This window comes from Microbacterium rhizosphaerae, assembly GCF_034120055.1.
GTDB classification, from domain to species: domain Bacteria; phylum Actinomycetota; class Actinomycetes; order Actinomycetales; family Microbacteriaceae; genus Microbacterium; species Microbacterium rhizosphaerae.
Genome location: NZ_CP139368.1, coordinates 1,325,800 through 1,338,378, shown reverse-complemented (window position 1 = coordinate 1,338,378; position 12,579 = coordinate 1,325,800). Strand labels below are relative to the sequence as shown.

The following is a 12,579-nucleotide window of genomic DNA, read 5'->3' as shown; positions in this document are numbered from 1 at the left end:
CTGTCACTCCCCCGCCGGGTCGGTGAGATCCGCCGCGCGCCGACGACGAGCGCGGCTCACGCCGGGCGACGCGGGATCTCACGCCAGAGGTCGACCGTCTCGTCCTCGCCGCGGCCCGGGCCTCCGGCCGATCGGCCGACGACGGTCACGGCGACATCGGCGTCCGGCGACGTTCGCACGAACAGCCGATCCGAGTGCGCGGAGCCGACCGCTGCCGCGAGCTCCCGGCGGATGGTGACCAGCGCCGGCTCGGACAGGTCATCCAGCCCGCCCTCGTCGTAGACGGTGACCACGGCGCCGCGTCGGCGCGCCCGCTCGAGGGCCTCGCGGACGTCGTCGTCGAGCAGTCGTCCGCCGCGGAGCTCATCGCGCAGGCGCCCCTCGGCGATGGTCGCCTCAGCACGGTCGGCCGGCGAGATCGCGCCGCCGACCTCGATGGCACGCGTGAGCACGGGGCCCGCGATGGTGAGCGCGCGCTGCACCTGGACCCGCCGCTCGCGCCGGCGGCCGGACTGCGCGGCCTGCCAGGACGATGCGGCGGCCTGGAGCTCCTGCAGCTGCGAGGTGTCGCGCGCGGCACGGTCGAAGGAACGCATGAGCAGCTGAGCGACGCCGACCCACAGAATCGATCCGACGAGTCCCATCGCGAGGGCGTTGAGGGGGCCCAGCCACACGGCCGAGACGACCGCGAGCGCCGCCGTGCCCGCCCACGCCCACCACGTGCGCCGGCGCACCATCACGATCGTCATCAGGGCGCCGATGCCCCCGATGTACCAGGTCACATACGGGGCACCGGCCGATCCGGTGCCGGCGAAGAGGGTCAGGCCCGTCGGCAGCGCGATGGCCAGGGCGAAGGCGAGGGCCGCGGCCCACGTCGGAAGCGGGACGGGTCCGCGGGAGCCGGCAGTCAAGGGCACGTCGTGGTCGTCCGGGGTCGTGCGGCGCCCTCCGGCAGGCTCGACGAGCAGGCACAGCCACGTGATCAGGAGATAGACCACGAGCGACGCGATCATGCCGACCGGGCGCGCGACAGGTTCGGTCCACCACAGGCCGCGTGCGGACAGGTAGGCCGTGAAGGCGACGGCGAGCCCGATGAGGACGTGCCGGACGCTGAAGGTCATGCATCCTCCCCTTCATGGTCGGGCGAGGGCCAGCCCCACTCCAGCACGACCCGCGTGCCCTGTGGTCCGGTGTCCACGTGGGCGCGCCCGCCGACGGCCGCGACCCGGGCGAGGATCGAGGCGCGGATGCCGAGCCGGTCCTCGGCGACGCCATCCGCATCGAAGCCCGGACCCGAATCGATGATCCGCACCACCACCATGGGCGGGTCGGTCAGTCCTTCGACCTCCAGGCGCAGCCCGCGCCCTTCCGCGTGCTGGATCGAGTTGGCGATCGCCTGGGTGGCGGCGAGGACGAGGGCGCGCGCCACGCTCTCGGGCAGCGTGCCGGCGCGGCGGTCGATGCGCCGGGTCGTCGGAGGGACGACCCCGAACTCGACCCCGGCATTCTCGACCGCATCCGCCAGCGCCGTCATCGAGACCGGCGCATCCGTCCCGATCTCCGCGTCGCGCTCGGCGTTGGCGAGCCGGGTCAGCGCCTCGCGCGACATGGACACCGCCAGGGCCCGCTCGCGGTCGGAATGCGACCGGGCGAGGGCGAGCAGCGCCGCCAGGACGCTGTCGTGCATCAGCGCGGCGACCGACACGCGCTCCTGCTCGGTCGCCTCCGCGGCGGCTGCGGCCGCGTAGGTCTCGACCGCGCGGGCGCGCTCGCCGTCGACGTCGTCCGCGACGGCCCGGAAGACCCAGCCGAGCGACAGCAGGATGCCGCCGAGGATCAGGGCGAACGAGACATCCAGGCTCACCGTCATCCAGTACTCCCGCCCGAACCCGCCCTGCACGAGGCGGGTGAGTCCGTACAGGAGCGGGATCACGATCGTCGCGAGGATCTGGAGCGGAAGGCGGAACGCGAGGATCGTCATGACCGTCGCGACGTTGATGAGGTAGAAGATCCAGGGGTGGTCCGTCGGTGCCGTGGCGACGCCGCGGGTGGCCAGCGGCCACACCAGCAGCGCGGCCACGTAGACGAGCGGGAACTGCGCGCTCATCGGACGGACCGCCCGGCCCGCGAGACATGCGACGATCGCCGCGGCGAGGCTCGCGAACACGATCACGACGAAGGGGACGTGCCATCCCCGCGCCTCATCGTCCGGCCCGAGCGCCGCGAAGAACGCCTGCGATCCGAGCGCGAGGCATCCGATCGCGATGGCGAGCTGCAGTATGCGCTCGACGCGGGTGCGCGTGAACGAGCCGAGCGCGCGGGTGCGCCGGCGCGATGCGACCGCCTCAGCCGCCACCGGCGCCTTCTTCGACGTTGAGGATGCCGTCCTCCATGGCGCGGCGGAGCAGATCGACCTTGGTCGGCGCCGGCCGGCCGACGTCGATGTACTTCATGCGCACCCGGGTGATGTTCTCCTTCGCGGTGGAGTACGCGATCCCGAGACGATCGGCGACGGCCTTCAAGGGCAGCCCCGCGGCGTACAGCCTCAGCACGTCGCGCTCGCGCATCGACAGCTGCGCATCGGCGAAGAGCCGGTCGCCCTCGACGGCGCTGGCCCACTCGACGTTGTCCAGAAGCTCGCCGCGCGCCACCGTGCGGATCGCGTCGAGCACGTCCTCGGTCGGCGAGGCCTTGCTGATGACGCCTGCAGCACCCGCGGCGAGCGCCTCGCGGACCGCGTCCGGCCGGTCGGCGACCGAGTGGATGATGACGCTGGAGCCGTCGGATGTCAGCGCGCGCACGTTCTCCGGGATCGTCGTCCCGTCGCCGAGTGTGAGGTCGAGGACGACCACGTCGGCGGGCGGCGAGTCGCTGAACCGGCGCCAGTCGAGGTACGACGTGACCGTGCTCCCGGAGAACACGACGTGCAGCGAGCGGTTCCGGTCGCAGGCCGCTTCCAGCCCGAGCCGCACGGACTCATGGTCGTCGATCAGCGCCACCTGCGTCATGCCGCTCAGCCTAACGAGTGCGGGTCACGACCGCGTCAGTATCGCCACCGTCTCGACATGGTGGGAGTTGGGGAACAGGTCCAGCGCCCTGAGGACCGCGGGCTCGTAACCGTGGCCGCGGAACGTGGCCAGGTCCCGCGCGAGCGCGACGGGGTCGCAGGCGACGTAGACGACGGATGCGGGGGCCAGCCCCGCGATCGCGTCGACGACCTCGCGCCCCGCTCCGGCGCGCGGCGGGTCGAGGAGCGTGACGCCCGCCGCGAGACGCGATCGCTCGGCGGCGGACGCCGTGTCGGCGAGCTGACGCATCCACCGGTCCACCCTGCCGGTGACGGCGCGGGCCCCGACCCACTCGGCGAGGTTGTCTCCGGCGTGCTCGGTCGCAGCGGGGTCGGACTCGACGGAGGTGACGCGCGTGCGCGGCCCGCCGAGCTCCGCGAGCGTGGCGGCGAAGAGTCCGACCCCGCCGTACAGGTCGAGGTGCGCGGCATCCGGATCGACTCCGCCTGCCGTCGCGAGCCCCGCGCGGACGGCGGCGCTGAGCGCCGCCGCAGCGAGGCGGTGGACCTGCCAGAACCCGCCGGCATCCACGCGGAACTCGCGATCGTCGACGACCTCGACGACGGTCTCGGGCTTGTGGTGCGCACGCCTCGCCGCGGGACGGCGGAGGATGCGAACGCGCCCGTCCGCCGGCTGCACGAAGTCGACTCGCCCCGGCTCGGCGCCCGTGAGGCGGTCGGCCGCATGGGCGATGGCGCGGGTCGCGAGCGGCAGGTCCACGACCGGCACCACCTCGTGGCTGCGCGACGCGAACGGGCCGATCCGCCCCTTCTCGTCGACGTGCAGACTGACGCGCGTGCGCCAGCCGGTGCCGTCGACGGTTTCGTCGGCGCCGGCCGGGGCGACCGCGAGATCCCCGGGCTCGACCCCGCCCATTCGGCGCAGCGCGTCGGAGATCACCGTCGCCTTGAGCTCGCGCTGGTGCTCGAGCGCGATGTGGCCGAAGTCGGCGCCGCCGGGTCGCTCGGCCGCCGGCACGTTGATGTCGGCCTGCGGCCACACGTGCGGGCGGCGGTGGGGCGACGCATCCAGGATCTCGATCGGCTCCGCGCGCCAGAAGGACTTCGCACCGGCCTGGGTGAGGCGGGCGCGGACGCGCTCGCCCGGGATGACCTCGGGGACGAAGACGACCCGCCCGCGGGATTCGGCATCGCCCCCGTGGCGTGCGACGAACACGCCGCCGTGCGCGACGCCCTCGATCGCGAGCTCCACCTCGTCGCCCACGGCGCCCGTCGAAACCATGTGTCCGAGCATCCCACACCCGTTACCGTGAGGGGATGCGCGTGCTCCTGGCCTCGACCTCGCCCGCCCGACTCATGCTGCTGCGGCAGGCGGGCATCGAGCCCGAGACGCTCGCGCCGGATGTCGACGAGGAGGCGGTCATCGCCGCGGTCGAGCGCGTCGAGGGGCGGCTTCCGCCCGCCGACCACGTGCTGCTCCTCGCCCGCCGCAAGGCCGCCGACGTCGCGGCGCGCGCGGCCGCCGAGGGCTTCACCGGCATCGTCATCGGCGGCGACTCGATGTTCGAGATCGAGGGGCGTATCCTCGGCAAGCCGTACACCCCGGACATCGCGGCTGGGCGCTGGCACGGGATGCGCGGCCGCACGGGTGTCCTGCACTCCGGGCACAGCGTCTATCTGCTCTCACCGGATGCCGAGCCGGCCGAGGCGCACGCGGTGGCCGAGGCGTCCGTCTCGTTCACCGCCGACATGACCGACGACGAGATCGACGCTTATGTCGCGACCGGCGAGCCGCTGCATGTCGCCGGGGCGTTCACGATCGACAGTCTCGGCGGGCCGTTCATCGAGCGCGTGGAGGGCGACCCGTCGACGGTGGTCGGGATGTCGCTGTCCACGGTGCGGCGGCTCGTCCGGGAGCTCGGGATCGCCTGGCCGAGCCTGTGGACGCGCTCGTAGGTTCCCTGACACATATACAGGCGTTTCTTGTGGAGGTCACTCAAAACCCCCCCAACGCCCCTCTGTAGGCTGACATCCATGCCTCAGATCGCCAAGGTTCTCGTTGCCAACCGTGGCGAGATCGCCGTCCGTGTCATCCGCGCCGCGCGCGATTCCGGAAAGGCGTCGGTGGCCGTCTACGCCGACCAGGACCGCGACGCCCTGCACGCGCGCCTCGCCGACGAGGCCTACGCGCTCGAGGGCACCACGAGCGCCGAGACCTACCTCTCGATCGACAAGATCCTCGGCGTCGCCCGGCGCTCGGGAGCGGATGCCGTGCACCCCGGCTACGGCTTCCTCGCCGAGAACGCCGACTTCGCCCGGGCGGTCACCGCCGCGGGCCTGGTCTGGATCGGCCCCAGCCCCGAGGCCATCGAGGCCCTGGGCGACAAGGTCACCGCTCGTCACGTCGCCGAGAAGGTCGGCGCCCCCCTGGCCCCCGGCACGCCCGGCCCGGTCGCGGGCGCCGACGAGGTCGTCGCGTTCGCCGAGACCGTGGGACTGCCCATCGCGATCAAGGCCGCGTACGGCGGCGGCGGACGCGGCCTCAAGGTCGCCCGCGAGATGGCCGAGATCCCCGAGCTGTTCGACTCGGCGACGCGCGAGGCGATCGCCGCGTTCGGCCGCGGCGAGTGCTTCGTGGAGAAGTACCTCGACAAGCCGCGCCACGTCGAGACGCAGTGCCTCGCGGATGCCGAGGGCAACGTCGTCGTCGTCTCGACGCGCGACTGCTCGCTGCAGCGCCGCCACCAGAAGCTCGTCGAGGAGGCTCCCGCGCCGTTCCTGACGGCCGAGCAGAACGCCACTCTCTACGCGTCGTCGAAGGCCATCCTGCGCGAGGTCGGCTACGTCGGGGCGGGAACCTGCGAGTTCCTGATCGGCGCCGACGGCACGATCTCGTTCCTCGAGGTCAACACGCGGCTCCAGGTCGAGCACCCGGTGTCCGAGGAGGTCACCGGCATCGACCTCGTGCGCGAGCAGTTCCGCATCGCCGAGGGCGGCACGCTCGACTACGACGACCCGGAGCCCCAGGGCCACTCCATCGAGTTCCGCATCAACGGCGAGGACCCGGGCCGCGGATTCCTGCCGCAGCCCGGCCCCATCAAGGTCTTCAAGACGTTCGGCGGCCCGGGCGTGCGGCTCGACTCCGGCGTCACCGCCGGCGACACGGTCAGCGGCGCGTTCGACTCGCTGCTCGGCAAGGTCATCGTGACCGGCCGCGACCGCGCGGAGGCGCTCGAGCGCTCACGCCGCGCGCTCGACGAATTCGAGGTCGGCGGACTGCCGACGGTCATCCCGTTCCACCGGAAGGTCGTGCGCGACCCGGCGTTCACCGCGGAGGACGGCCGCTTCGGCGTCTACACCCGGTGGATCGAGACCGAGTTCGTCAACGACATCCCCGCGTGGGACGGCGAGCTGGACGGTCCTCAGGCGACCGAGACGCGCCACACCGTGGTCGTCGAGGTCTCGGGCAAGCGCCTCGAGGTGAGCCTTCCCGACCGCATCGTCGCCCCCGTCGCGCAGACCGCCGGCCGTCCCGCAGCGGTGCCGCCGTCGCGGCGCTCGCACGAGCACACCGTCGTCGCCGGCGCATCCGGCGACGCCGTCAAGGCGCCCATGCAGGCCACGATCGTCAAGGTCGCGGTGGAGGAGGGCCAGCTGGTCGTCAAGGGCGACCTCGTCATCGTGCTCGAGGCCATGAAGATGGAGCAGCCGATCCAGGCGCACAAGGACGGCGTCGTGGGCTCGATCAACGCCGACCCCGGCACGACCGTGTCGGCGGGGCACCAGCTGCTGCTCATCAGCTGACGAGGGTGTTCCACGGGGCCCTGTAGGTTCGCTTCATGCGTACCGATCGGGCGGCGACCCTCCAGGACATCGCCGACCGCCTCGGCATCTCCCGCTCCACGGTGTCGTTCGCGATCACCGGCCGCGGCCGGGTGTCGGAGGAGACACGACGCCGTGTGCACGAGGTCGCGGCCGAGATCGGCTACCACCCGAACACGCTCGCCCGCAGCCTCCGCGGCGCCCGGACGGGCATGATCGCCCTCGCGCTGCCGCGGGACACGTCGACCATGGCGTACTACATGGAGGCGACGTTCGGCGTCGTGGAGGAGGCCGACCGGGCGGGCCTGATCGTCTCGATGCTCACCGCCGACGCGTCGCCCTCTCAGCTGGACCGCGTGCATGCCGACGGCGTGATCCTCCTCGACCCGCTCGCGGACGACGAGTCGGCACGCGCGATCCTGTCCGGGCGGCTTCCGGTCGTGACGGGCGAACCCGTGCCGCCCGGGCTGCCCGAGCCGCGGGGCGACGTGATGAGCGACCACGCGAGCGGCGTCGCCGAGCTCATGGATCACCTCGCCGAGCGCGGGAGCCGGCATCCTGCGCTGCTGTCGCTCGACGTGCCGATGCAGTGGGCCATGACCGTGCGGGAGACGTTCGAGACCTGGTGCAGGGATCGCGGCATCCCTCCGCGTGTCGTCGCGCTCGCGCATCCCGCGACGCCCGATGGCATCCATCGGTCCGTGACCGAGCTGCTCGAGGGACCGGAGCCCGTCGACGCGGTGGTCACGACCGCGGACGGCACGGTCCTGAGCGTGGTCACGAGCGCGGAGCGCCTCGGCCGCCGGGTGGGCACGGACCTGCTGGTCGCGGCGGCCGTCGATTCCGCCGCGCTGGAGCTCACCCAGCCGTCGATCACCGCGATCGATCTGCACGCGCGCGAGTTCGGCCGGCGCTGCATGCGGGCGCTCGTCGCGGTGCTCGATGCCGATGCCGCGGGCGCGCCCCGGCAGTTCGTGCGCGAGGTCATCCCTCTGACGCTTCGCCGCCGGCAGTCCACCGCCGGACCCGTCGCACCGCCGCGCTGATGACCAATTCCGCCCTCCCGCCTCCGGTCGTCGCGAGATGCTGTAGCGATATTGCACTGCTGTAACGATATTGCTATCCTGGGCGGACCCGCACGGGAATCCCCCGGAGAAAAACCCGCGTACCGGGCACCAGACGTCGATGTCGAACCGGATGCAGCGCCGCATCCGTCCCGAAAGAGGAAAGAGCCTCCATGTCCGAGAATTCCGCCCCCGAAGCCTTGATCAGCCCGACGGAGGCGACGGCCCAGGTCACCGATGGACGCTTCCGGCGCGTTCTCGGCGTGCCGTCGCTCGTCCTGTTCGGTCTGGTCTACATGGTGCCGCTCACGGTCTTCACGACCTACGGCATCGTCACGCAGCTCACCGGCGGACGCGTCGTCGACGCGTACCTCATCACGCTCGTCGCGATGATGTTCACCGCGCGGTCGTACGCCCGGATGTCCGTCGCCTACCCGTACGCGGGATCGGCCTATGTGTACACGCAGCAGAGTTTCGGAGGCGCCATCGGCTTCCTCGCCGGCTGGTCGCTCCTGCTGGACTACCTGTTCCTGCCGATGATCAACTACCTGATCCTCGGGCTCTACATGAACAACGCCTTCCCCGCGGTGGCCAACTGGATCTGGATCGTGCTCGGGATCGCGCTCGTGACGGTTCTGAACATCATCGGCATCATCTCGGTGGCGCGCACGAACTTCGTGATCATCGCGCTGCAGGGGGTCTTCATCGTCGTCTTCCTCGCGCTGTCCATCGCGTCGGCGACCGGGCACGGCGTCGATCCGCTGCTCCCGTTCCGCGGCGACGGCTCGGTCTCGGGCTTCGCGACGTTGTTCCAGGGCGCCGCGATCCTGTGCCTGTCGTTCCTCGGCTTCGACTCGGTGTCGACTCTGTCGGAGGAGGCGAAGGATGCGAAGCGCACGGTGCCCCGAGCCATCATGATCGTCACGATCGCGGCAGGCATCATCTTCATCGTCATCTCGTTCGCGGCACAGATCGCGTTCCCCTCCAATGCCTTCCACTCGGCGGACACCGCCAGCGTCGAGGTCGTCACGGCCGTCGGCGGCCACTGGCTCTCGGCACTGTTCATCGCGGGCTTCACCGCCGGTGGACTCGGATCGGCCCTCACCTCTCAGGCGTCGGTCGCCCGCATCCTGTTCGCCATGGGACGGGACGGAGTGCTCCCCCGGCGGATCTTCGGACACCTGAGCACGCGCTTCGGCACGCCGGTCGTCGCCACTCTCATCGTGTCGGTCGTCTCGCTCCTCGCGATCGTCTTCGACCTGCTCACGCTGTCGAACATGATCAGCTTCGGCGCCCTGATCGCCTTCTCGTTCGTGAACCTCGCGGTCTTCAAGCACTACTTCGTCGACAAGCGGGAGCGCACCGGCGGCGCGTGGTTCAGCAACCTCGTCCTGCCGCTCATCGGCTTCGCCCTCACCGTCTGGCTGTGGACGAGCCTGGCGCCGGTGACCTTCGCGATCGGCCTCGCCTGGCTCGCCGCCGGCTTCGTCATCCTGCTGATCGTGACGCGCTTCTTCCGCCGTCCCACGCCGACCCTCGACCTCTCGGAGCGACAGTGAGCGACACCTCAGCAGACACGATCGTCCTCGCCCGCCGCATCCGCACGATGCTCGGTCGGGAGGATGCCGACTCCCTGGCCATCGCGGACGGGCGCGTGCTCGCGGTGGGCGACCGAGATGCCATCGCTGCGCTCGCCGGGCCCGACACCGTCGTCCTCGAGTTCCCCGACGCGACGGTCGTCCCCGGTCTGGTCGATGCGCACACGCACCCGATCCTGAGCCTCGACATGGTGCGGGGGACGTCGCTCACCGGCATCTCCACGCGCGCGGGACTGGTCGAGGCGCTCGAGCGCGGGCGCGACGAACAGGCCGGCGACGAGTGGTTCCTCGCGTGGGGACTCGATCCCAACGCCTTCGAGGGCGAGCCGATCTCGCACGCGATCCTGCATGAGGTGCTGGGTGCGGACCGGCTCGCGTACGTCAAGATGTTCGACGCCCATTCGGCGGTCGCGACGGATGCCGCCCTCCGCCTGGCCGGGATCACGGCCCCCGTCGTCAACGACGACGGCTCATCGGTCGTCGACGACGGCAGCGGCCGCCCTTCCGGCCACCTCCTCGAGTTCGCCGTCATGGACCGGGTGGAGTCGATTCTGCCGCCACGCTCCTTCGACGACCGCGTGCGGCAGCTGCGCGACCTGCTCACCCGCATGGCCGAGCGCGGCATCACGGCGACGCACGTCATGGATCTGGAGGCCGACGACGCGCTCGCGCTGCTCGAGGCGATCGAGGCGGAGGGCGAGCTGCCGATCCGTCTGCGGCTCTCGCCGTGGTGCGAGCCGACCTCCGACGACGCGGACGTGGAGCGCATCCTGGCGCTGCAGAAGCGCCACGGCCGCCGCTGGGCGGTGCAGGGCGTCAAGCTGTTCATCGACGGCACGGTCGAGGGCGGCACCGCCTGGCTCGAGACGCCGGACGCCTTCGGCAAGGGCACCGCGGCGTTCTGGAGCGACCACGAGGCGTATGCGCGCCGCATCCGTCGCTTCCACGATCTCGGCGTGCCCACGGCGACCCACGCCATCGGCGACCGCGGCATCCGCTTCGTCGTCGAGACGCTGTCGGACCTGCCCACGCCCGGACCGCAGCACCGCATCGAGCACATCGAGTCCGTCGACCGCGACGTGATCGACCTGCTGGCCGCAGGCGGCATCGCCGCCAGCATGCAGCCCACCCACTGCACGCACTACGTGCGGCCGGACGGCAGCGACGACTGGTCGCGCCGGCTCGGACCCCAACGCGCCCGACGGGCGTGGCGGACCGCCGACGTGCGGGCTGCGGGTGCCACCCTGGCTCTCGGCTCGGACTGGCCGGTCGTCGGGTTCGACCCGTGGGAGATCATGGCCGACGCCCAGCTGCGGCGGTCGTCGGAGCATCCCGAGGCCGATCCGGTCGCGCCCGAGCAGGCGCTGACCGCCCGTCAGGCGCTCGAGGGCTACACCACGCACGCGCACCGGTCCGTCGGGGTCGGCGGCGGGGCGCTCGTCCCCGGCGCGGTGGCCGACCTCGTGGTGCTCGACATCGATCCGCTGGCTGTGACGCCCGACGAGCTCGCGCACGCGCGGCCGCTGCTCACGATGCTGGACGGCTGCGTGACGGCGCGGCTCGAAGGCGCCGTGACGGCCGGGGGCGCACGCTGAGACTCAGCCGTCCTCGCGCACGACCTCCACGGAGTGCATGGCGCGCACGGCGTCCGTGATGCTCCCCGACAGCGACGGGAACACCGTGAACACCCGCGACACCTGGTCGACGGTGAGGCGGCGCTCCACCGCGATCGCGACCGGATAGATCAGCTCGGATGCGCGCGGCCCGACGATCACGCCCCCGATGACGGTGCCGCTGCCCCTGTGGGCGATGATCTTGACGAAGCCGTCCTTGATGCCCATCATCTTGGCGCGGGCGTTCGCCGCGAGCGGCAGCTTGTGCGCGACGCCCTCGACGAGGCCGTCGGCGATGTCCTTCTCCTGCCAGCCGATGGTCGCGATCTCGGGAGCCGTGAAGATGTTCGCGGCGATGCGCCGGCGCTCGAGCGGGATGACCGCGTCGCCGAGGGCGTGGAAGATCGCGGTCCGGCCCTGCATCGAGGCGACGGAGGCAAGCGGCATGAACGTCGTGCAGTCGCCCGCCGCGTAGATGTTCGGCACGGAGGTGCGTGCCACGCGGTTGACCTGGATGTGACCGGACTCGGCGAGCTGCACGCCCGCGTCCTCCAGGCCGATGCCCGCCGTGTTCGGAACAGACCCGACGGCCATGAGGCAGTGACTGCCCTCCACGGTGCGCCCGTCGCTCAGGGTGACCATCACGCCGTCCGGAGTGCGCTCGACCTTCGCGGCGCGCGACTTCGAGAGGACCTGCATCCCGCCGCGGGTGAAGACCTTCTCGAGGACGGCGGCGGCGTCCTCGTCCTCGCCCGGAAGCACGCGGTCACGGCTCGAGACGAGGGTGACCTTCGCCCCGAGGTTCATGTAGGCGCCCGCGAACTCGGCGCCCGTGACACCGGAGCCGACGACGATGAGGTGGTCGGGCAGGGCGGGCATGCTGTAGAGCTGCGTCCACGTGAGGATGCGCTCCCCGTCAGGCTTCGCCGACGACAGCTGGCGGGGCGACGCTCCGACCGAGACGACGAGCGTGTCGGCCTCGATGCGGTCGAAGTCGGTGCCACCGGGACCTGTCGACACGACGACCGCCCGGTTCCCCTCGAGCCGTCCGTGCCCCGTGACGATCCGCACGCCCTCTTCGAGGAGCGTCGCGCGCAGATCGTCCGACTGCTGGCGGGCGAGGGAGAGGAGCCGCTTGTTCACGGCGGCGAGGTTGATCGCCACCATCGGCTTGAGCGGCTTGCCCTCGGCTCCCTTCGCGTAGAACTCGACGCCCAGGTCGCTCGCCCCGGCGATGGCGACCGCCGCGTCGGCGGTCGCGATGAGCGACTTCGAGGGGACGACGTCGGTGAGGATGGCCGCGCCGCCCACACCCGCCCGCTCGACGAGGGTCACCTCCGCACCCAGCTGGGCGGCGGCCAGCGCCGCCTCGTATCCGCCGGGACCGCCGCCGAGGACGGCGACGCTCTGCGTTCTCTCGAAGCTCAGGGACATGGCATCCATTCTCCCCCGCC

Annotated in this window: 10 protein-coding genes; 5 read left to right on the top strand and 5 right to left on the bottom strand. The window is 71.7% G+C overall.

Features of this window, described 5'->3' with window-relative positions; all coding sequences use genetic code 11:
• Positions 1 to 56 precede the first annotated feature (56 nt).
• The 4 genes from SM116_RS05755 to SM116_RS05740 are packed head-to-tail and all read right to left on the bottom strand — an operon-like array spanning position 57 to position 4,310.
• On the bottom strand, positions 57 to 1,121 hold the full coding sequence (locus SM116_RS05755; protein ID WP_320943502.1) for a hypothetical protein: 1,065 nt from the start codon (positions 1,119 to 1,121) through the stop codon (positions 57 to 59).
• On the bottom strand, positions 1,118 to 2,356 hold the full coding sequence (locus SM116_RS05750) for a sensor histidine kinase (protein ID WP_320943501.1): 1,239 nt from the start codon (positions 2,354 to 2,356) through the stop codon (positions 1,118 to 1,120). Before SM116_RS05750 ends, SM116_RS05755 begins: the two co-directional genes overlap by 4 nt.
• Positions 2,346 to 3,008, bottom strand: a complete 663-nt coding sequence (locus tag SM116_RS05745) for a response regulator transcription factor (protein ID WP_320943500.1) — start codon at positions 3,006 to 3,008, stop codon at positions 2,346 to 2,348. Before SM116_RS05745 ends, SM116_RS05750 begins: the two co-directional genes overlap by 11 nt.
• Positions 3,009 to 3,032: 24 nt before the next feature.
• Positions 3,033 to 4,310, bottom strand: a complete 1,278-nt coding sequence (locus SM116_RS05740) for a class I SAM-dependent RNA methyltransferase (protein ID WP_320943499.1) — start codon at positions 4,308 to 4,310, stop codon at positions 3,033 to 3,035.
• A gap of 35 nt (positions 4,311 to 4,345) precedes the next feature.
• On the opposite strand from SM116_RS05740, the gene SM116_RS05735 reads away from it, so the two are divergent.
• The 5 genes from SM116_RS05735 (at position 4,346) to SM116_RS05715 (ending at position 11,107) form a co-directional block, all read left to right on the top strand.
• Positions 4,346 to 4,984 (top strand): Maf family protein, encoded by a 639-nt coding sequence (locus tag SM116_RS05735; RefSeq protein WP_320943498.1) that lies wholly within the window; start codon positions 4,346 to 4,348, stop codon positions 4,982 to 4,984.
• Between the two features lie 78 nt (positions 4,985 to 5,062).
• A complete protein-coding gene (locus SM116_RS05730) occupies positions 5,063 to 6,832 on the top strand; it encodes an acetyl/propionyl/methylcrotonyl-CoA carboxylase subunit alpha (protein WP_320943497.1) in 1,770 nt (589 codons plus the stop codon).
• Between the two features lie 35 nt (positions 6,833 to 6,867).
• Positions 6,868 to 7,896 (top strand): LacI family DNA-binding transcriptional regulator, encoded by a 1,029-nt coding sequence (locus SM116_RS05725; RefSeq protein ID WP_320943496.1) that lies wholly within the window; start codon positions 6,868 to 6,870, stop codon positions 7,894 to 7,896.
• Positions 7,897 to 8,087: 191 nt separating this feature from the next.
• Positions 8,088 to 9,473, top strand: a complete 1,386-nt coding sequence (locus tag SM116_RS05720; protein WP_320943495.1) for an APC family permease — start codon at positions 8,088 to 8,090, stop codon at positions 9,471 to 9,473.
• Positions 9,470 to 11,107: an amidohydrolase gene (locus tag SM116_RS05715; RefSeq protein ID WP_320943494.1), complete on the top strand. Its 1,638-nt coding sequence runs from the start codon at positions 9,470 to 9,472 to the stop codon at positions 11,105 to 11,107. Before SM116_RS05720 ends, SM116_RS05715 begins: the two co-directional genes overlap by 4 nt.
• A gap of 3 nt (positions 11,108 to 11,110) precedes the next feature.
• Here SM116_RS05715 and SM116_RS05710 read toward each other — a convergent pair whose 3' ends face one another.
• The gene (locus SM116_RS05710) at positions 11,111 to 12,559 is read right to left on the bottom strand and encodes an NAD(P)H-quinone dehydrogenase (protein ID WP_425563245.1); all 1,449 of its coding nucleotides are present in this window, start codon (positions 12,557 to 12,559) and stop codon (positions 11,111 to 11,113) included.
• Between the last annotated feature and the right edge of the window lie 20 nt (positions 12,560 to 12,579).

What these genes read in the sequence shown, in the direction of transcription:
- SM116_RS05755 (WP_320943502.1), bottom strand. Translation starts at nt 1,121, where the DNA reads ATGACCTTCAGCGTCCGGCACGTCCTCATCGGGCTCGCCGTCGCCTTC.
- SM116_RS05745 (WP_320943500.1), bottom strand. Translation starts at nt 3,008, where the DNA reads ATGACGCAGGTGGCGCTGATCGACGACCATGAGTCCGTGCGGCTCGGG.
- SM116_RS05740 (WP_320943499.1), bottom strand. Translation starts at nt 4,310, where the DNA reads ATGGTTTCGACGGGCGCCGTGGGCGACGAGGTGGAGCTCGCGATCGAG.
- SM116_RS05735 (WP_320943498.1), top strand. Translation starts at nt 4,346, where the DNA reads ATGCGCGTGCTCCTGGCCTCGACCTCGCCCGCCCGACTCATGCTGCTG.
- SM116_RS05730 (WP_320943497.1), top strand. Translation starts at nt 5,063, where the DNA reads ATGCCTCAGATCGCCAAGGTTCTCGTTGCCAACCGTGGCGAGATCGCC.
- SM116_RS05725 (WP_320943496.1), top strand. Translation starts at nt 6,868, where the DNA reads ATGCGTACCGATCGGGCGGCGACCCTCCAGGACATCGCCGACCGCCTC.
- SM116_RS05720 (WP_320943495.1), top strand. Translation starts at nt 8,088, where the DNA reads ATGTCCGAGAATTCCGCCCCCGAAGCCTTGATCAGCCCGACGGAGGCG.
- SM116_RS05710 (WP_425563245.1), bottom strand. Translation starts at nt 12,559, where the DNA reads ATGTCCCTGAGCTTCGAGAGAACGCAGAGCGTCGCCGTCCTCGGCGGC.